This is a genomic window from Nitratireductor aestuarii, from assembly GCF_014641695.1.
GTDB classification, from domain to species: Bacteria; Pseudomonadota; Alphaproteobacteria; order Rhizobiales; family Rhizobiaceae; genus Chelativorans; species Chelativorans aestuarii.
Genome location: NZ_BMIF01000002.1, coordinates 41,691 through 61,613 on the forward strand (window position 1 = coordinate 41,691; position 19,923 = coordinate 61,613).

Genomic DNA, 19,923 nt, shown 5'->3' on the forward strand with positions numbered 1-19,923 from the left:
AAATCTTGTCGGGCGAATTCCAACCGAGGGAGCGCACCGACCTCGAAGACGGGCTCAGGCGCTTGTTAGATGATGCCGCAGCCAATGGTGGACAGCTAGACCCGGAAGGATACTGGAAGTTCGTAGCCGACCTCGCGAGGGGGCGCGGGATCGCCAAAGAGTTGGAGACTGCGGCCTTTGCTGCGGTTATCAAGAACGAACCGCCCTCCGATGAACCACCAGGGCAATTTAAGCCGGACGATCCCTCCGAGTTCTGGCGACGTTGTCAAGCGGCCACCCTCTTTCACTTACTGCGCCGTGTAGCTGGTGATCAAAAGCACATCTTGCCGGAGAGCTTTCGGTCGTTTGTTTGGGAGAACATCGCTTGGAATTTGATGGGCGAGAAATCGGGACGCATGGATCTAATGCGCCTGAATACAGCTGGGGGCGACGAACGAGCGCTTAGACGGACCGCGAGAGCAATGCTTGTATTGGCGGTTCTCTACCGGAAGGCCAGGGAAGGCATCAGGGAGAACGAGGCTCGCGAGCGCGTTCTACCGACACCTGGGCACCCTCGAAAAGACAATATCGACGGCTCGGGTTTTGACCGTACTTGGAGGGACTGGAAGGCAGACACTGCCGCCTTTATGGGTACATCCTTTGAGCAATTGCAAGAGGAAGCTGAACGAGCCGCCAGGGGAGAAATCTGGTGGGGACCTTTTGATTTACAACCTAACAAAGTTGATGAGCTTTGGAACTTAGCCAGGGGTGGGTAAAACTCAAGAAAGACACCCTGGACTAGACCGATCCCGAAATCCCATTGTGCCCTCATGCATTCACAAACGCACGAGGGCACAATGTTATACGCCGCACAAACACCCGAACGCCTTATCCGTCTTCCTGAAGTCATGGCACGCACAGGATTGGGTCGCACCTTCATATACCGCCTTGTTGCCAAAGGCCTCTTCCCCAAGCCGATTAAGCTGGGTGCGAGAGCGTCTGCCTGGTTAGAAAATGAAATCGACGGTTGGATCATTGCCCGCGCAGCTGAACGGAACTCTGCATAATATCGCCTAAAAACAGCCCGCCTGTGAGGCGGGCCGCTGAAATGGTCTCTGATAAACGCACTCCACGTTTTGCCCAACGTGGTGCCCGTCCCGGAGAGCGGGCGCGACCGTCAACCCCTTGAAACAATAGAGACTATAAACACGATGGCCGACAAAAGCCAGACGCACGTTCGCACAGAATCCGCAGAACTTCAGCCCATACCCAACAATAGTCCCGCAGGCCACAGCGATTCCATTCTGCCGGACATAACCGATTTTCTTAGAAGCATCTACGGGCCAAACACTGAGTACGTTTGGGTTTGCAACTTCCCCCGGATCGAGAATGCTCGATGGAAGGGGCAGCGCTTGAATGATACCGTCGCGATTCCTCCTGAAAACGACATCTACTTTGCCATCGGCCTCATGGACGAAAGGGCGGATCGCCGCGCGACCGCGGCCGTGATACGCCACTATCTTGTGTTCGCTGACGACATTGGAACGAAGGTCGATCCCGACAGGTGGGAAGCCCTGATTGCGATGGGCTTCCCGCCCCCGAGCTACCAGATCGAGACTTCGCCGGGTAACGAAACGTGGGTCTGGCGGATCGACACCCCGATTGAGTTTGACGACGAGAAGCGCGTCAAGGCGCTGCGCGTCGTCCGCGAGCAGTTGGGCCGCCTCGGGCTGTCCGATCCTCTGATTGACGACGCCCGCTATATCCGCATGCCCTTCGGCCACAACTCCAAGCCTGCCTACATCGAGCAGCACGGCGGGCCCGTCCCGGTTCGGCTCGTCGGGGTGGACCTCGAAGCCGGGTTGGACATCGAGCAGGCCGCCACGATCTTGGCCGGGCCAGACTGGTACGACAAGGCTGACGAGATCGTGGGGCAAGGCGGGTCGAGCCTCGCCGGGACGCTGCATAGGTCGGCCGACATGAACCGGCCCGAGCCCATCATTCAGCTCGCGCAAGAGATTGGCTTGAACCCGACACAGGTTCGCGCCGGTGTGGTCGAAGCCATCTGTCCGAACGCTGCGCAGCACACATCCCGGGCGGACACGGGTTTCGCGTTCCTCGGCAACGGCCTAATGGAGTGCAACCACGGGCACTGCCAGCACCTGCGGACGCCGGACTTCACGCGGCTGATAATGGAGCAGTACGACGAGCAGATGGCGACGCGGACCGCGTTGGGCATGGACTTCGGTGGACTTCCGGCCACGGCTAAAGACTTCTTAGCGTCGAAGGCGTTCGAGTACCACGACGCGGCAGAAGGTGGGCGGACCCCGGAGAGCCTGCTTGACGAAGCCTCGCGGATCGAAGCCCGCGCCAAACTAACAGCAGAGAAACGACAGAAAGAACATAGCCAAAGACTCGCGGACTTAGACGCGCGCTTCGCCTTAGTCATGACAATCAACGGTGTAGTTGACCTGTCAGCGGATACTACCAACTACAATGTGCTCGGTATCCAGCAATTCACCACCTACTACAACGGTATGGGAAGGATACCCCGCCCTACCGGCCCCGCCAGAGGTTTAGGCTCTGCATGGCTAGACCGAGTAGAAACCCCGCGTTACGAGCAAATGGGCTTGTGGTACCCCGGGCGAGAGCCAAAAGGCGCGCTGAACTTGTTCCACGGACTGCCTGACACATCAAGCAGGGCAGAACGTCGGGCTCTACCAAACGGTCAAAAGCGTTCGTGCAAACTCATCCTTGCGTTTATCCGAGACGTAATTTGCTCGGGCGACAGCGCACTCTATGAGTATGTGCTGAACTGGCTGGCATGGGTTGTGCAGCACCCACTTGAGAAGCCGGGGGTTAACCTTGTGCTTATCGGAGCGCAGGGCACAGGAAAAGGCACTTTGGGCCGCATGATGCTGGACATATTTGGCCCGAAGTATTCACTGCACGTGACGCAATCCGATCATTTACTAGGCCGCTTTTCTGGGCATCTTGAGGGGAAGCTACTTGTCCTCATTGATGAAGCAATGTTTGGGAAAAACCCCAAAGACGTAGGCGCTTACAAGGCTCGTACTACGGAGCCGACGCTGCTAATCGAGCACAAGGGCCAAACGCCTCGGACAGTTCCTAACCATATGGCGGTTATGATCTTATCCAACTCGCTTGCAGCCGCCCCGGTCGAACCTAACGACCGCCGGGCAACTGTGATAGACGTATCGGACGCGCATCGGCAAGACAACGCCTATTTCGCGGCGCTGTGGTGTGAGTGGGACACGCTCGACGGACGCAATGCGTTCATTGAGTTCTTGCAGGCACGCGATCTTTCCGGTTTCGATCCGAAGAAGCCAATCGCCACAGCCGCAAAGGCTGCGATGGCCGGGGCAACAGCGGACCCGATCACAACATGGTGGCTCGAAGTCCTGAGCAACGGACATGCCCCTGGAGCGCTGCCAGATGCCAACAACAATATGCCCGATTGGTCCGGCGGTACGGTGGTCGTTCGGAATAACTCGCTTTTCGATGACTTTCAGGCATGGCGTCAGCGGCAGCGCGTCCAACACCCGATTTCTGCCGTCGAAGTATTTCGGCGGGTCCGGGAGCTTTGCCCCAGCGCAAGCCCTCGCCGTCCGCGCGGCCCAAACGGGAAACAGTTCCAGGCCTATGTGCTACCGGACCTACGGACCGCTACCAAAGAAGCCAATACCGCCTTGGGTGGAACTGTTCTAGATGCAGACGGCAACGAGGCGTAGTCGCGCTCAGAAAGGCAGGGATTCTATTCCGGCCTTTCCTCACCGGGAATCGCACCCTTTCTGCCAACAGCAAACTGAAATCTAGTCCCGCTGCTCAAACCTCTCAAAAATTGCCATACGCCGCTCAAAAAAAGACAATAATTTCAGTATGTTAATTTTCGAGAGTAGAGTGAGAAGGGTGAGCAGAGCGATATTAGTTATATGGAATTTAGGGGTGATATGCGGTGGTGCACCGGCACGTATGGAGCGCGGCGGCGTCTATCCCTACCGAACTCAATAGTGCGTGCTTACCCCGCTCACCCAACTCACAAAGCATAAGTTTTTGAAAAAATGAAGATATTCCGAGCGACGGCTGAGCAGGTGGACCCTACTGAATTTCCCAATCGCTGCTCAGCAGCTGCTCGACACGTTCGCCCAATAATCGGTCCGAAAAATACTTGCACCCGGTCCACGCATCTGCCGGGCAGGTGCGCACTTACGGTTGGCATAACCCACAGAATTCAACCTGACACCTCGGACCGCAGCGAACTTGGCAGACCGAACCAGCAATGAAAGGATAAGCTTGATGTTCACCGCCCGAAACAAAGCCATGCGTCCCGTAGAAATCAGCCTGTGGGGCAACCCCCAAAGTATTGATCTTGACCGGTGCGAAACCCACTTGCAGATACGAGCCCAACGCTTCTACGACGCCATACCCGAGCGGAAGTATTATTGGGATACCGCATCGCATGATCAGCTTTCCCGGATGAACATAAAATGCGCGTTCACCGGGTCGGTTGAACATCCCCGCAGCCACGCTTACAATTCTCACTCCTACACGCATGTCGACGGCCCCGGACCGCACGGGCTTCTACTCTATCGGGACTGGCACGAGGCGGCACCTATCCGGGGGCCGCGCCAATTCCGCTTCATCCCTGCCGGGACGCTGATCTTGCCGAACATGGGTGATGAAGTGCAGCAGTTAAACCCTGACCAAAGAGAGACGATGGCAAGGCTCTGTTGGGAGTTATGGGAGCAATCTACCGGCACCGGGCAAAGCGCGGCGCTCCGCGTCCGACAGGTGCTTTCCGCCGCACGTAGTACCGAACCGATTAGTCGCTGTTCGGACCGTTTTGTGGCGACATATCCATTCACCGCTCCCCGCTTGCGCAACGCATCTTAGACGTTCCACTGAGGCGCAGTCTCTATGTAGTGAGTTAGCTCTAGCGCGCGGTGAGCAACGACGCAATCCGGAACCATTGTTCTCGTGCGCCCCGGTCATTAGGGTCCGCAACAAAGGCCCGTAGTGCATAAACAATATTCATGTGTTCGGTGTCGCGGGTCTGCGCAAACAACGGTATCAATATCTCGCGGTATTGATGCACAAACATGGCAAAATCGTTTCGCTCTTGCGTGTCCAAGTCCGGGCCTTCCTTCGATTTTTTCCGGGGCCGGCCAGGACCGCGCAAAGACCGCATCTTGATCCTTGCCGGGGCTTTAGGTTGGTCAGCCCGCTCGCGTTTGGAAAATTGCTCTGCGTCGGACACCCGCCACACCGTGGGCACAGCCGCGAAGTTCTGTTCTTCTGCCGCCATTGCCTCAGGGGCAGGTCCTGCAGCGGACACCCGAACGGGCAGGTCGTGGTGCAAAACCTGCAACCACTCCCTGTCTCGCTTCTGGTCGATCTGCAAGCGCCGATACTTCCACCGCAGCCAGTCTAACACGCCTGGCGGAACCGGACTGCGCACTTTCATCCCGACTTGCTGCTGAAACTCGCCCTCATGCTCGGAAAGGTCGATAGTTGCACCCGGGACCCAGGGGTTTTTCTTCCATTGCTCTCGTAGACGGTTGGCCGCGCGTTTGCCCTCGGACCGCATCCACTCCTTATGCGAAAGTCTGCCGGAAAGGTAGGCTTGCCGTTGCCTCTCGCGATATGCGCGAGCAGCGTGTGGGCCACAGTGTTTGATGCAACGCGAAGATCCGGAAATCGGTTTGTCACCACAGGCGCTGCCAGTTCGGCTTCGAGCGCCGCATACCTGTTCGCGCGAGCCACCACGACGGAATAGGACGTTTCTATCTCGAAAGAGCCGCTCAACGTGACCTTTATGGTATCCTGACAAGACGAGCGCCCCAGCGCGAAGCGAACATATTTTGGTGGACGAATGAACAATCCGACATGGGATAAAAATAGAACTTAATAGTTGCGCGCGCAAGGACCGTAGAGAGAGAGACGCTTCACTGTTGAGTTCTTTCAGCGTTGGCTCTTACACTGACTCAATGAGAGCCAGCGCCTGTCGAGTGCGGGAGCGCGCGACTATAGTCCGCCTCCCATGTTCGGCCCCATTTGGGTCCTGGGCCAGAGAGGACCGGCCTTTCGTAGACATGCAGTCTGCCGCTGCAAGCTATCGATGAACCGCTGCAGAGCAGCTTGCCCAGGGCGATGTTGCGCCGTGAACATGCGCCCAATCGACCTAGTCCTGGATGGCATTGCTGGTGAACCGTTTTCGCTTGCATCTTATTCTAGTTGCCGCGTTGTGCGATCTAGCGGGCAATTGCGGGCCGACCGGTACTGGACGCGGTTCAGATAATCGGTACAGGACCACGTTGATCAACCATACGAGGTATTTGCCTAGAGTACGGCATTGCCGCTAAGGCAAGGAGCTGGCAAGTTCAAGCGCCACTATTGGCCTGGTTGCAACAGCAGCCAGTCGGGAGAAGTCAGGTACATCTGTGCAACCGGAATCGCCGTCGACGGTGTTGCTAGCCCTTGCACGTGCGGGGCGGACTATACATTCTCCACAACAGATCTTGCAGGGACATTTGGAACCGTATCCCAAGGCCCTAAGGACGCTCCGCATCCAATGGGTTTCACCTTAGCAAAGCAATGCTATACCTCAGCGGTCAAAACGCCAGTTACCGAGCTCTGCTACGTTGCAAGGTTTAATCCTGGACTGCGATGATTGCTGATCATCGATTTGCCTGCTCTTGGCTGCGTCTGACCTGAACCAGAAGCGTCCCGCTTAATCGCGGCAAAGTGCAGATCTTTGTTTGGGAAGCAAGCTGACAATCTATTGCGCACTATGCTATCGCTCCGAATGGTTCAGGTGGTGGGCACATTCTGCATGAAGGCATGGTGTCTTAAGGTTGTTTGGTTCTTGCGAGACTGGCAGTTGCGAACAGCGCGCGAGTCAATTGCGTGGGCTAAAGCCATCCGGGGCAATCGGCAGTTCAAGCTAGTCCTTATCCTGAGCCGCCGGAAACAGCCCAATTTGCTTCACTTGTTGGCGGCACCAGTACGGAGGAGCAGAGATAAAGCTGCGTCACTAGTTGCCTAACCCCGCGCCTGCGCGGCCGGGTGTTTCCACATACCAAACAGCAAGTTGTCCTTTCGGTCGAGAGCACATCCGTGAAGATAATCGATAACACCTCCCATCTTCTTGGGGATGATCTGAAGGGCGCTATCGGGGGCGGCGCACGTCTGCGAGTCGCTGCATCCTGTTTCTCAATTTACGCATTCGAAGCTCTCAAGTCGGAGCTCTCCAAGATCGACAGTCTGCAGTTTGTTTTCACGGCTCCGACATTCGTGCCAACCGAAGTGACCGATCACCTGCGGAAGGAGCGTAGGGAGTTTTTCATCCCCAAGGTGCGGCGAGAAAGCGACCTTTACGGCACGGAATTTGAAATCCAGCTCCGCAACAAGCTCACTCAACGTGCCGTCGCCCGTGAGTGCGCCGACTGGATCCGCAAGAAGGCCAAATTCCGGTCCAACTCGTCCAAAGCTCCGATGCAGCAGTTTATGCATGTTGCCGGGCCCGAAGGCGACGTGGCCTACATGCCAATCAGCGGCTTTACGGCGGTCGATCTAGGTTATCAAAAGGGCGACGCAGTCTCGAACTTTGTGACCCGTTTCGATGAGCCAGAGCACGCTAAGTTGTACCTTCAGCTTTTTGATCAGATCTGGTCTGATCCGGAAAGGGTGAAGGATGTAACGGCCGCGGTTTGTGAGCACATCGAGTCCGTCTATCAGGAAAATTCACCCGAGCGCATCTATTTCATGATGCTATACAACATCTTTCAGGACTTCCTGGAGGACGTTGATGAGGACGTTTTGCCGAACGACCTCACCGGATACCGCGACAGCGTGGTTTGGAACAAGCTCTTCAATTACCAGAAGGACGCGGCCACAGGCATTATCAACAAGCTCGAAACTTACAACGGGTGCATCCTTGCGGACAGCGTAGGACTGGGTAAGACCTTCACCGCCCTTGCCGTCATCAAATACTACGAATTGCGCAACCGCTCCGTCCTCGTGCTCTGCCCGAAGAAACTTGCCGACAACTGGCGGAACTATAATACGAACCTGACCACCAACATCTTCGCAAAGGACCGGTTCAACTACGATGTTCTCTGCCACACGGACCTCTCCCGGACGTCGGGCGAGTCCTTTGGCGTCCCCTTGAACCGGGTAAACTGGGGAAATTATGACCTCGTCGTGATCGACGAATCCCACAATTTCCGCAACAACGACGTCTACAAGGACCGTGAGACGCGCTACCAGAAGCTGATGAACAAGGTCATCCGTACCGGCGTGAAGACCAAGGTTCTGATGCTCTCGGCAACGCCGGTCAACAACAGGTTCACTGATCTTCGTAATCAGCTTGCGCTCGCGTACGAGGGGCAGTCTGAGGCGCTCAGCAAGAATCTGAAGACACGGGCCAGCGTAGAAGAGATTTTCCGCCGGGCGCAGAAGGCCTTCAATGAATGGTCTTCCCTGCCGCCAGAGGAGAGGACGGCTGCGTCGATCTTGAAGGCGCTCGACTTCGATTTCTTTGAGCTTCTCGACGCCGTCACCATCGCCCGGTCACGAAAGCACATCGAGACCTTCTATGACACCAAGGACATCGGGAAGTTCCCCCAAAGGCTCAAACCCCTCTCCTACCATCGCCCGATCACTGAGCGGTCGGACGTGATGGGGTTTAACGATATCTTCTCGCAGCTTTCGGTGCTCAAGCTCGCAGTCTATGCCCCGATTAGCTACATCCTGCACAGCCGCCTGCGGAAGTATGAGGAGATCTACGATACGCAGGTGGAGGGTGGGCGCGGCAAACTAAAGCAAGCCGATCGGGAGCGCAGCCTTCAGGCGCTCATGACGACCAACCTACTGAAACGCCTGGAGAGCTCGGTCGCGGCCTTCCGGCTCACACTTAGGTCGCTCGGCGCCAACATCTCGCGCGCACTCGACGCGATAGACCAGTTCGAGAAGACTGGTCGTAGCGACAGCGTCAGCGATTACCTTACGGAAATGAGCGACTTCGATGCAGAGGATGACGACCTCTCCGGACTCGACGAATTCACGGTCGGGAAAAAGGTCCAGATCAGCCTCGCGGATATGGACCTGCCGTCCTGGAAGCACGATCTGGCTACGGACCTCGTTCTCATCGAAGGCCTGATCGCATCGATGGAAAAGGTCAAACCGGCGGACGACGCCAAACTCCAGCACCTGCTTGCCCTCATCAGGCGGAAGATCGACGAGCAGCTAAACCCCGGAAACCGGAAGGTGCTGGTCTTCACCGCCTTCGCCGACACCGCCAACTATCTCTATGACAATATCGCGCCCTTCGCGCAGCAGCTCGGGCTACATGTCGGCAAGGTCACGGGGTCCGACGCGCCCAAGACCACGCTCAAAAAGTCCTATGACTTCCAGAGCGTCCTGACGCTGTTTTCGCCGCGGTCGAAGGAAAAGGCCATCGTTCTACCGAACGAGCCAGGAGAGCTAGACATCCTCATCGGTACAGACTGTATCTCGGAAGGTCAGAACCTTCAGGACTGCGACTTCCTGATCAACTACGATATCCACTGGAACCCGGTGCGGATCATTCAGCGGTTCGGCCGGATCGACCGGATCGGATCCCCCAACAGCCAGATTCAGCTGGTCAATTATTGGCCTGACATCACGCTCGACGAGTACATCAACCTCAAGGAACGCGTCGAAAACCGGATGGTGATCACCGACATCACCGCCACCGGCGACGATAACGTCCTCACGGCGAAGTCCAGTGACATCGCCTACCGCAAGGAACAGCTCAAGCGGCTCCAGGACGAGGTCATCGAGCTTGAGGACGTGAAGGCCGGCATCTCCATCACCGATCTCGGGCTGAATGACTTCCGCATGGACCTGCTCAACTACGTCAAGGAGCATGGCGAGCTCGACAACGTGCCATTCGGCATGCACGCCGTCGTCCCCCCGCAGCCGGAGCTTAGCCTGCAGCCCGGTGTCATCTTCGCCCTGAAGAACATTCACGACAGCGTGAACGTCAACCAGCAGAACCGGCTACACCCTTACTACCTGGTCTACATCGGCGACGACGGCCAAATCGTTGCCGACCACACCGAGGTAAAGCGCCTGCTCGACCTGATCCGGTCCAGCTGCAAGGGGCGGATTGAGCCGATCCACGATGTCTGCCGCATCTTCAATGAGCGGACCGAGGACGGGCGCAAGATGGGCCGCTACTCCGATCTGCTCTCCAGTGCGATCCGATCGATGATCGAGATTAAGAAGGAGAAGGACATCGACAGCCTGTTCAGCGGCGGCCGGACCACGGCGCTGACCCACACCATCAAGGGGCTGGACGATTTCGAGCTGATCGCCTTCCTGGTCATCGAAGGGGGTGGCGCATGACACTCTACGACTGGCCCCGCGCCGCAGCCTTCGGGCGCGTGATCCCCAAGACCAAGATCTACGAGCACGCTGGGGCGAACACGGGCCTCAAGGAGCTCTTCGTGCGCGAGGTGGACCAGATCGTCTGGTCGCACAAGCTGGCGCCCGAGACGATCAACTTGGCTGCCACGAAGTACGTGGGGGAGATACAGGTCTTTCGCATCACCGCGCGCACTGCGTCGCTGGACGTGGGCGTACTCCATGCCATCGACAAAGCCATCCCCTTTCCGCTGATCTTCGAGGTGGCCCATGGTGGTCGCATTAAATTGACCGCGGCCTACAAGCGGTCGAGTGAGGCCGACAGCACCCGCTGGGTGGTGAGCGACTATTTCGAGAGCGATTGGCTGCCCGAGGACGCGCCACGCGTGCCACTTCCTGTGGCGCTCAACATGGGCGCGTTGTACGAACGGCTGCTCGAACCACTGGTAGTGAGTCAGACGGCCCGGTTGGTCCCCGGCATGGGCGAGGCACCGCAGACGCCCTTCGCCCCTGCCGAAGCGGACCGCACCGTGTCGCTGGAAGAGCGCATCGCGAGGGCCGAGGCGATCAAGGTCCAGGCGCGTGAGGTCGAGCGGATCAAGGCGCGGCTGGCGCGCGAGAAGCAATTCAACAAGCGTGTGGCGATCAATGCCGAGCTGCGCGCGGCCAAGCAGGAATTGGAGCGGCTAACGGCGGGAAACTGCGGCGCCGCCCGAACGAAGTAAGAGGACGAGCATGGAAAAGCTGAAGATGCACAGCCCCGACCTGAGCCAGGAGAATATCGCGAAGATCCGCGAGCTGTTCCCCGGCTGCGTGACGGAAGCACGGGACGAGAAGACGGGCAAGCTGCGTCTCGCGGTGGACTTTGATCAGCTGCGTCAGGAGTTGAGCGACCACATCGTGGAGGGGCCACAGGAGCGGTATCGACTGGACTGGCCGGGTAAGCGTGAGGCGTTGGCGCTGGCGAACGCGCCCATCGCCAAGGCGCTGCGTCCCTGCCACGAGGAAAGCGTAGACTTCAACAACACCCAGAATCTGTTCATTGAGGGCGACAATCTTGAGGCGCTTAAGCTAATCCAGGAAACCTATCTCGGACAAATCAAGATCATATTCATTGATCCGCCTTACAACACCGGGGGCGACTTCATTTACAACGACGATTTTTCGGAAGGCTATGAAGATTTCCTGGTTTCTTCAAATCAGCGCAATTCCATTGGCGAGCGCCTTGTCGCAAATCAGGAAACGAATGGGCGCTTCCACTCTGACTGGCTTTCGATGGTCTATCCGCGACTCAGGCTAGCGCGGCAGTTGCTGCGGGATGATGGGGTGATTTTTATAAGCATAGATGATGGGGAGGCCGGAAACCTGCGTAAAGTTTGTGACGAAGTCTTCGGTGAGGAAAACTTGATCGCAAACGTAGTTTGGCAGAAGAAATACACACGGGCGAATGACGCCAGGTGGTTTTCTGACAATCACGATCACATCCTGTGCTATGCGAAGCAGAAGATTGGCATGACGCTGAATCTTCTACCAAGAAATGAAAGCCAGCTTTCCGCCTATAGCAACCCGGATAATCATCCCAAAGGGCCTTGGAAAGCGACGCCACTTCATGCAAAGAGCGGCACCAACACTTCGCCTTTTAAATTCAAGAATGGAGTTACATGGGCCCCACCAGCCGGCACGTTCCGCCGGTTCAATGATGCCTCTATGCGCGAAATGGATGAAAATAATGAGGTCTGGTTTGGTGCCGACGGTACTCAAACGCCGTCGAGGAAGAGTTTTCTTTCCGAAGTGAAGGATGGCGTGAGTCCTGTGACTATCTGGCCGTACGACGAGGTGGGGCACAACCATGAGGCAAACAATGAATTGAAGTCGCTAGGTTTGGGTGGGCTTTTCAATAATCCGAAGCCCAGCCGACTAATACAGCGTATGTTGGAACTGGCGACCAGCCCGAACCGAGCTGATATCATACTTGACTTCTTTGCTGGATCATCGACCACGGCACATTCGGTGATGCTTCAGAACGCGGCCGACGGCGGCAGCCGTAGGTTCATCATGGTTCAGCTGGACGAGGCGACAAACGAAAAGTCCGAGGCCTTTAGAGCAGGCTTCAAGACCATCTCAGCCGTCAGTCGTGAGCGTATCCGACGCGCCGGCAAGAAAATCCTCGAAGGCGATTGCCACCCCGACTGGAACCGCGATGTCGGCTTCCGGGTGCTTAAGGTCGACACCTCGAATATGAAGGACGTCTATTACCGCCCGGATGAGGTGAAGCAGTCCGACCTGCTCGATATGGTCGACAACGTGAAGGAAGGCCGCACGGCCGAAGACCTGTTGTTCCAGGTTTTGATCGATTGGGGGGTGGACCTGACGCTGCCCATCCGCCGCGAGACGGTGCAGGGCAAGACCGTATTCTTCGTTGACGACAATGCTCTTGTCGCCTGCTTCGATCGTGGCATCACCGAGGATCTGGTGAAAGAGCTGGCGGGGCACGAACCCTTGCGGGTTGTTTTCCGCGACAATGGCTTCGTCACGGATGCCGTGAAGATCAACGTCGAACAGATCTTCCGCCAGCTTTCCCCCACCACCGAAGTCAAGGCTATCTGAGGTTGCCATGGATCAAGCCGCACTTTCTGACCTGTTGACCGAGCTCATCTCCTGTTGGGAGAACGAGGTGGTTGAGTTCAAGCGGGGAAAGGATGGCTTTTCGGCTAACGATCTTGGCAAGTATTTCGCAGCTTTGGCGAATGAAGCCAATCTCCGAGGCCGTGAGCGTGCCTGGCTGGTGTTTGGCGTCGAGGACAAAACGCGCATGGTGGTTGGCACCACCTACAAGTTGGATCACGCTCACCTCCAAGCTGACAAGATGCAGCTTTTGAACGGCACTGGCAGTTTTACGGTCCGGGACATTCATGTTCTGAACCACCCTGACGGCAGGGTCGTCCTATTCGAAATCCCGGCGGCACCACGTGGCATTCCGATCAGCTGGAATGGCCACTATTATGGGCGTGCTGGTGAAAGCCTTGTCGCACTCGGCCAAGACAAACTGGACGAGATACGCGCACAGACGCTCGCTAACGATTGGACCGCGCAGCTAGTCGAAGACGCCAGTCTTGACGATCTTGATGCTGAGGCAATGAAAATCGCCCGGGAACGTTTTGTCGTCAAACACGCAAACCGTTTTAGTGCGGCGGAGGTCGCAGGTTGGAGCGACGCAACGTTTCTTAACAGAGCCAAGCTGGCGCAGAATGGAGCGATCACTCGTGCCGCCCTTCTGTTGCTCGGCAGCGCTGAGTCTGCTTGGCGGCTCAGTCCGCATCCGGCTGAAATCACTTGGAAGCTGGAAGGAGAAGAACGCGCGTATCAGCATTTCGGTCCTCCCTTCCTGCTGACGTCGTCACAGATCTTCACCCGTATCCGGAATATTCAGCTCCGTCTTCTTCCGGAAAATGAGCTCCTGGCTCATGAGGTGGCGAAGTACGATCAAAAAGTCGTTCTAGAGGCGCTCCACAACTGTATCGCCCATCAGGATTACACCCGAATGGCGCGCATTATCGTGACGGAGCGACCAGATCGACTGATCTTTGAGAATGAGGGTAGTTTTTTCGAAGGCACGCCCGACGACTACGTGCTGCGTGACAGAATGCCTCGACGCTATCGCAATCCCTTCCTCACCCAGGCCATGACCGAATTAAATATGATCGACCACATGGGCTACGGTATTCAAGATATTTATATTCGGCAGCGTGAACGCTTCTTCCCGCTACCAGATTATGACCTCACTGAACCAGAGGTGGTTCGCCTGACCATTCATGGCCGCGTTGTCGACGAGGCCTATAGCCAGTTGCTGATGGAACAGACAGGGCTTCCGCTCGCCGACGTTCTCGCATTAGACCGCGTCCAGAAGCATCTACCTATCACCGATGATGCGATACGCCACCTGAGGCGGGCGCGTCTGATTGAAGGCCGAAAGCCAAATTTCTTTATATCGGCCAGAGTCGCTGATGCCACAGCGCAGAAGGCGCAGTACATCAAAACGCGAGCTTTCGATGACCCACACTACGAGAAGATGATTCTAGAATTTCTAAGAAAGTTTGATCGGGCTTCAAGGAAAGACATCGATGACCTTCTTTGGGACAAGCTTAGCGAAGCTCTCGACCCTCTCCGAAAGAAACGAAAAATCGGTAATCTTTTGAGTGGCTTAAGGATCAAGGGGCGGATTCATAACTCAGGCTCCAAATCAAAACCAGAATGGCGTCTCTGGGACAAACAACGAACATTTTAAGAAAGCTCAAAGAGAGCTAAGAAAGAAATTAAGAAAGCCAGCGCGCTATGAAGCTCAAGTTCAAGGTCCAGCCCTATCAGACTAATGCCGTCAACGACGTGGTCGATTGCTTCGCCGGCCAGCCCATGATCTCTGGCCTGATCTACCGCATCGATCCCGGCCGCAAGGCACAGACCAGCGCCTTCGAGGAAGGCTTCAAGAATGCTGACCTTGCTCTAACCGAGCCGCAAATTCTGGAGAACATCCAGAAGGTCCAACGGCGACAGAACCTGCCCGCCTCGCAATCGCTGACGGATTTCACCACCTTCAACGCCCGCGGTGAGCGCGTGCCCGTTCCCGCCGCCTACAGGCGCCACGCGCTAGCCGCGACGCGCGTTCACCTAGACGTTGAGATGGAGACAGGCACGGGCAAGACCTATTGCTACATCAAGACCATCTTCGAGATGAACAAGCGCTATGGCTGGTCTAAGTTCATCATCATGGTGCCCTCGATCGCTATTCGCGAAGGGGTCTACAAGTCGCTGCAGATCACGGCCGACCACTTCACCGAAAGCTACGGCAAGAAGGCGCGGTTCTTCATCTACAATTCCAAGCGCCTGCACGAGCTGGAGAGCTTTTCGTCCGACGCCGGGATCAACGTGATGGTGATCAACATCCAGGCGTTCAATGCCAGCGGCAAGGACAACCGGCGCATTTACGAGGAGCTGGATGACTTCCAGTCACGCAAGCCCATCGACGTGATCGCCTCGAACCGGCCGATCCTCATCCTGGACGAACCTCAGAAGATGGAAGGCGCGGCGACGATGGAGGCGCTACCAAAATTCAGGCCGCTTTTCATCCTGCGCTATTCGGCGACCCACCGCACTCAGCACAATCGCGTTCACCGGCTGGACGCCTTGGATGCCTACAACCAGAAGCTGGTGAAGAAGATTGCGGTGCGAGGCATCCAGACACGCGGGCTGGCCGGCACGAACGCCTATCTCTACCTCGAAGGGATCGACATCTCGAAAAAGGCGCCCGTGGCTCGGATAGAGCTGGAGGTGAAGCTGAAGTCGGGCGAGATCAAGCGCCAGCTGCGGCGGCTCGAGTTCCGCGACGACCTGTTCGTCGAGTCAGGCGAGTTGGACCAGTACCGCGGGTACACCATAAGCCAGATCGATGCTGTGAACGACACGGTCGAATTCACCAACGGCGTCGTGCTGCGAGCTGGGGAGGCCAGTGGTGACGTCTCCGAACGCGACATCCGTCGCATCCAGATCCGCGAGACAATCAAGGCGCACCTGGACAAAGAAAAGCAGCTGTTCGCCCAAGGTATCAAGGTCCTGTCACTGTTCTTCATCGACGAGGTAGTGAAGTACCGGGACTACGGCCAGGCCGACGAGAAAGGCGAATATGCCCGGGTTTTTGAGGAAGAGTATGAGTTGCTGAAGGCCGAGTACCTTTCGGAGCTCGCAATCGACAACGAGGCCTATCGGAAATACCTTGCCGGCATCGACCCCGCCAAGACACACAACGGCTATTTCTCGATTGATAAGAAGACGAACCACTTCAAGGATCCGGCGGTCGGCGCCCGCTCGGTTGATTCCGATGATGTGGACGCCTACGACCTGATCCTGAAGGACAAGGAACGTTTGCTGTCCTTCGCCGAACCGACCCGGTTCATCTTCTCGCACTCGGCGCTGCGCGAAGGCTGGGACAATCCGAACGTCTTCGTTATGTGCATGCTGAAGCACAGCGACAACACCATCTCTCGGCGCCAGGAAGTGGGGCGTGGCCTGCGACTGTGCGTCGATCAGCACGGGGACCGGATGGACCACGCGGCGGTGGTGCATGACATCAACGTGCTGACGGTGGTGGCGAGCGAGAGCTACAAAGACTTCGTGGCCGGGCTCCAGAAGGAGATTGCGGAAACCCTCTCGTCGCGTCCCCGGCAGGCGACCGAGGAATACTTCGCGGGCAAAATTCTCTCGACCGAACATGGCCCAGTTGAGGTGACTACCGCCATGGCCAAGCAGATCTACCGCTATCTGGTGAAGAATGACTACACCGACGATGCGGACCAGATCGCAGACGCCTACCACGAGGCCAAGGCGGCGGGGAAACTGGCCGATCTGCCCGACGACTTGAAGCCGCATGCGGAACAAGTGTTCCAGCTCATCGATAGTGTCTTCAGTGAGGCGCAATTGCCCAAGGTAGATGACGGCCGGAGACCTAAGACCAACCCTCTCAATGCGAACTTCGAGAAGAAGGAGTTCCAGGAGCTTTGGGCACGTATTAACCGCAAGGCGGTCTACCGGGTCGATTTCGACTCAACGGAGCTGATCCGCAAGTGTGTCAGCGCGCTGGATAGCCAGCTGCGGGTGACCCCCCTGCAGTACACGATCAAACTCGGAAGCCAAGTGGGGACGCTTACCGACCTTGCGTTGGCACGCGGAGAAGGGTTTGAAGAAACCGAGCAAGCTACATATCAGGGCGAATCCGCGCATTCCTTGGTCGAGTACGACTTGGTCGGCAAAATAGCGGAGAGCTCGAAACTTACGCGAGAGACGGTTGCGACGCTTCTCAGCAGTATCCAGCCAGCGATTTTTGATCAGTTCAAAAAGAATCCAGAGCACTTCATATCAGAAGCAGCGCGGATCATCGCGGAACAGAAAGCCACCATGGTGATCGAGCGACTCGCATATGACGAAGTTGACGAAAGGTACGAGATCGACATTTTTACGGCGAATCAGACCGGCCAAGACTTTTCTCGTGCTACTGCGAAACTCAAGAACCATGTGTATGACTACGTTATTGCGGATTCCGATGTGGAACGAGAATTTGCGAAGGATCTGGACACAAGCAGCGAGGTAGTTGTCTACGCCAAGCTGCCGCGAGGCTTCCTAATCCCAACACCTGTGGGGGACTACAACCCCGATTGGGCAATATCGTTTAAGGCTGGCAGCGTGCGGCATATCTACTTTGTTGCTGAAACAAAGGGGACCATGTCTTCGATGAAGCTGCGCGAGATCGAGAAGACCAAGATCGAGTGTGCGCGGAAGTTTTTTGCAGAGATCAGCCACCGAATGGCGGAGAACCGCGTGAAGTATGATGTTGTGACCAACTACGGGATGATGATGGATTTGATCGGATCAATGGCGCGATAGCACGCTAAGTTGCGGCAATGCCCTATAGGGCGGATTTAGGCAGGTACGATAAGTGTCGCCCGCGGCGAGTCGTACCTGCTTGGTAGGTTCGTGCAGCAAACACCGACTAAGGCGATCGCTGGACATTGTTCAATTCGGATGCCGCTACTTTCGGACTGGCAGGTTCTGCCTCGCGCGTTTCTTTGCCAGAATTGTCAATCAAAGCCGCAGGTCTGACCTAAAATGCTGGGCTTCCTAGCGTCTTTTGTCTGAATTGTCAGAAACACTGGAACACGCAAATTTTGTGTGAATGGCCATCACATGATCGACTCCGCTTAGCGGGGTAGGTCACGGGATGGGGAGGTACGTTTGCTACAGCAAGACGCGCTATGCACACAAACGTCGAAAGCCTCGGAAGGATGATGCCCATGCTGGGAGGCACCGTGGAAGCAGCGGACCGCGAAAAATCCAAGCAAGCGGCCGGCACCAGCGATGAGAATGCAGGCCGTGGTACACAAGTCACCGGCGCCGTCGCATCCCGTCAGCAAATGAAATTTAGTGGCAGATTAGTGATTACAACGCGCAACATCAAAAAGTACAATAATTTCAATTGGATATGGTGGAGCTGAGGGGAATCGAACCCCTGACCTCGTCATTGCGAACGACGCGCTCTCCCAACTGAGCTACAGCCCCATTCGATAGACTGAAATCTGGGGCCTTGCCGGAAATCTGTCAAGCGTCTGGCCTGATTCCATGCCGTCACTTGCCGCAATGGGCGGCAATGAGTACATGTCGGAAAACTCTTGCGGAGAACGGCATGCTTGCGCTCATCCAGACGATCCTGCTCGCGCTAGACATCTATTGGTGGATCCTCATCGCGTCCGCCATCTTTTCGTGGCTCTACGCGTTCAACGTCGTCAATCCGCGCAATCCGGTGGTGGGAACGATCGGGACCTTCCTCTACAAGGCCACCGAGCCCGTGCTGAGGCCGATCCGTAACATCCTGCCCGATATGGGCGGCATCGATATCTCGCCGATCATCGTGCTGCTCGGCCTCTATTTCCTCCGGCAGTTCATCATCATCACCGTTGCGCCCCTGGTGCTGTGACCGCCTCGCCTGCCCCAGCCTTCGGCAAGCCGACGCGTGACGGCATGGCCCTCTTCGTGCGCCTGACGCCAAAGTCTTCGAAGGACGCTATCGAGGGTGCTGAGGTGACGGGTGACGGCAAGATGCATCTGAAGGCCCGCGTGCGCGCTGTGCCGGAGGATGGCAAGGCGAATGCAGCGCTGGAGAAGCTTGTCGCCGATTGGCTGAAGGTGCCGCGCAAGAGCGTGTCCGTCGCCGCCGGGACGACTTCAAGGCTCAAGACCGTGGAAGTTAAAGGCGAAAGTGCGGAGCTTTTGGCTCAGGTGGCGCAGCTGACGTCGAAGTGATCCTGAAGGATCCGAGGCGGACCCGAAAATGCAACTGCCCGGCGGAAGCATCTCCCACCGGGCAGTGAAGAATGATTCAGGCAGCCTTGCCCTTGGCGCGGTCGATCGCCTCAACGATCAGGCGGCGAGCTTCTGCAGCGTCCTTCCAGCCACCGATCTTCACCCACTTGCCGGGCTCCAGATCCTTGTAGTGCTCGAAGAAGTGCTTGATCTGCTCCAGCGTGATCTCCGGAAGGTCGGTGTAGTTGAAGACCTTCTCGTAGCGGCGGGTGAGGTGCGGCGACGGAACAGCGATGATCTTTTCATCCTGGCCGCCATCGTCTTCCATCACCAGAACGCCGATCGGGCGGACGTTCAGAACGCTGCCCGGGATGAGCGGACGGGTGTTGCAGACCAGAACGTCGATCGGGTCGCCATCATCGGAAAGCGTGTGGGGCACGAAGCCGTAGTTACCCGGATAGGTCATCGGCGTGTAGAGGAAACGGTCTACGAAGAGCGCTCCGGACGCCTTGTCCATTTCGTACTTGATGGGATGACCACCGACGGGAACCTCAATGATCACATTGACGTCTTCAGGTGGATTGTCGCCAGTCGGAATAGCCTCGATGCGCATTCAATCTTTCCAATATGCGGATTTGAGTTTGATGGACGGCTGACTATAGCTTTTCAGCT

Annotated in this window: 14 protein-coding genes and 1 tRNA gene; 12 read left to right on the plus strand and 3 right to left on the minus strand. The window is 56.7% G+C overall.

Going from position 1 to position 19,923, the window contains the following annotated elements; translation table 11 throughout:
- Positions 1-5 precede the first annotated feature (5 nt).
- The 4 genes from IEX27_RS03880 (at position 6) to IEX27_RS03895 (ending at position 4,893) form a co-directional block, all read left to right on the plus strand.
- On the plus strand, positions 6-755 hold the full coding sequence (locus IEX27_RS03880; RefSeq protein WP_188719631.1) for a hypothetical protein: 750 nt from the start codon (positions 6-8) through the stop codon (positions 753-755).
- Positions 756-836: 81 nt separating this feature from the next.
- Positions 837-1,046, plus strand: a complete 210-nt coding sequence (locus tag IEX27_RS03885) for a helix-turn-helix transcriptional regulator (RefSeq protein ID WP_210315497.1) — start codon at positions 837-839, stop codon at positions 1,044-1,046.
- A gap of 345 nt (positions 1,047-1,391) precedes the next feature.
- Positions 1,392-3,731, plus strand: coding sequence for a DUF5906 domain-containing protein (locus tag IEX27_RS03890; RefSeq protein WP_188719633.1), 2,340 nt, complete (start codon positions 1,392-1,394; stop codon positions 3,729-3,731).
- A gap of 565 nt (positions 3,732-4,296) precedes the next feature.
- Positions 4,297-4,893 carry a hypothetical protein gene (locus tag IEX27_RS03895; protein WP_188719634.1) on the plus strand — a complete coding sequence of 199 codons (597 nt, stop codon included), beginning with the start codon at positions 4,297-4,299 and terminating at the stop codon, positions 4,891-4,893.
- Positions 4,894-4,933: 40 nt separating this feature from the next.
- Here the strand turns inward: IEX27_RS03895 and IEX27_RS03900 are convergent, their stop codons facing one another.
- Complete coding sequence (locus IEX27_RS03900; protein ID WP_188719635.1) at positions 4,934-5,587, minus strand: hypothetical protein; 654 nt, start codon at positions 5,585-5,587, stop codon at positions 4,934-4,936.
- A gap of 1,529 nt (positions 5,588-7,116) precedes the next feature.
- On the opposite strand from IEX27_RS03900, the gene IEX27_RS03905 reads away from it, so the two are divergent.
- The 6 genes from IEX27_RS03905 (at position 7,117) to IEX27_RS03930 (ending at position 18,446) form a co-directional block, all read left to right on the plus strand.
- Positions 7,117-10,389, plus strand: a complete 3,273-nt coding sequence (locus tag IEX27_RS03905; RefSeq protein WP_188719636.1) for a helicase-related protein — start codon at positions 7,117-7,119, stop codon at positions 10,387-10,389.
- Positions 10,386-11,132: a DUF4391 domain-containing protein gene (locus IEX27_RS03910; RefSeq protein ID WP_188719637.1), complete on the plus strand. Its 747-nt coding sequence runs from the start codon at positions 10,386-10,388 to the stop codon at positions 11,130-11,132. The genes IEX27_RS03905 and IEX27_RS03910 overlap by 4 nt, the downstream gene beginning before the upstream one ends.
- Before the next feature lie 10 nt (positions 11,133-11,142).
- The gene (locus tag IEX27_RS03915; RefSeq protein WP_188719638.1) at positions 11,143-13,014 is read left to right on the plus strand and encodes a site-specific DNA-methyltransferase; all 1,872 of its coding nucleotides are present in this window, start codon (positions 11,143-11,145) and stop codon (positions 13,012-13,014) included.
- Between the two features lie 7 nt (positions 13,015-13,021).
- Positions 13,022-14,692, plus strand: a complete 1,671-nt coding sequence (locus IEX27_RS03920; protein ID WP_188719639.1) for an RNA/DNA-binding domain-containing protein — start codon at positions 13,022-13,024, stop codon at positions 14,690-14,692.
- A 47-nt stretch (positions 14,693-14,739) separates the two neighbouring features.
- Positions 14,740-17,838, plus strand: a complete 3,099-nt coding sequence (locus IEX27_RS03925; protein WP_188719640.1) for a type III restriction-modification system endonuclease — start codon at positions 14,740-14,742, stop codon at positions 17,836-17,838.
- Between the two features lie 407 nt (positions 17,839-18,245).
- Positions 18,246-18,446 carry a hypothetical protein gene (locus IEX27_RS03930; protein ID WP_188719641.1) on the plus strand — a complete coding sequence of 67 codons (201 nt, stop codon included), beginning with the start codon at positions 18,246-18,248 and terminating at the stop codon, positions 18,444-18,446.
- On the opposite strand, the gene IEX27_RS03935 is transcribed toward IEX27_RS03930, so the two are convergent.
- Positions 18,435-18,510: transfer RNA gene (locus IEX27_RS03935), tRNA-Ala, on the minus strand. The genes IEX27_RS03930 and IEX27_RS03935 overlap by 12 nt on opposite strands.
- Positions 18,511-18,634: 124 nt before the next feature.
- Here IEX27_RS03935 and IEX27_RS03940 point away from each other — a divergent pair.
- Positions 18,635-18,925, plus strand: coding sequence for a YggT family protein (locus IEX27_RS03940; protein ID WP_188719642.1), 291 nt, complete (start codon positions 18,635-18,637; stop codon positions 18,923-18,925).
- Complete coding sequence (locus IEX27_RS03945; protein ID WP_280516452.1) at positions 18,922-19,251, plus strand: DUF167 family protein; 330 nt, start codon at positions 18,922-18,924, stop codon at positions 19,249-19,251. Before IEX27_RS03940 ends, IEX27_RS03945 begins: the two co-directional genes overlap by 4 nt.
- Positions 19,252-19,327: 76 nt before the next feature.
- Here the strand turns inward: IEX27_RS03945 and ppa are convergent, their stop codons facing one another.
- The gene (ppa, locus tag IEX27_RS03950) at positions 19,328-19,864 is read right to left on the minus strand and encodes an inorganic diphosphatase (RefSeq protein ID WP_188719643.1); all 537 of its coding nucleotides are present in this window, start codon (positions 19,862-19,864) and stop codon (positions 19,328-19,330) included.
- Between the last annotated feature and the right edge of the window lie 59 nt (positions 19,865-19,923).

Coding starts and splice junctions, on each gene's coding strand:
- IEX27_RS03885 (WP_210315497.1), top strand. CDS start 837: ATGTTATACGCCGCACAAACACCCGAACGCCTTATCCGTCTTCCTGAA.
- IEX27_RS03895 (WP_188719634.1), top strand. CDS start 4,297: ATGTTCACCGCCCGAAACAAAGCCATGCGTCCCGTAGAAATCAGCCTG.
- IEX27_RS03900 (WP_188719635.1), bottom strand. CDS start 5,587: ATGCGGTCCGAGGGCAAACGCGCGGCCAACCGTCTACGAGAGCAATGG.
- IEX27_RS03910 (WP_188719637.1), top strand. CDS start 10,386: ATGACACTCTACGACTGGCCCCGCGCCGCAGCCTTCGGGCGCGTGATC.
- IEX27_RS03915 (WP_188719638.1), top strand. CDS start 11,143: ATGGAAAAGCTGAAGATGCACAGCCCCGACCTGAGCCAGGAGAATATC.
- IEX27_RS03920 (WP_188719639.1), top strand. CDS start 13,022: ATGGATCAAGCCGCACTTTCTGACCTGTTGACCGAGCTCATCTCCTGT.
- IEX27_RS03925 (WP_188719640.1), top strand. CDS start 14,740: ATGAAGCTCAAGTTCAAGGTCCAGCCCTATCAGACTAATGCCGTCAAC.
- IEX27_RS03930 (WP_188719641.1), top strand. CDS start 18,246: ATGCTGGGAGGCACCGTGGAAGCAGCGGACCGCGAAAAATCCAAGCAA.
- IEX27_RS03940 (WP_188719642.1), top strand. CDS start 18,635: ATGCTTGCGCTCATCCAGACGATCCTGCTCGCGCTAGACATCTATTGG.
- ppa (WP_188719643.1), bottom strand. CDS start 19,864: ATGCGCATCGAGGCTATTCCGACTGGCGACAATCCACCTGAAGACGTC.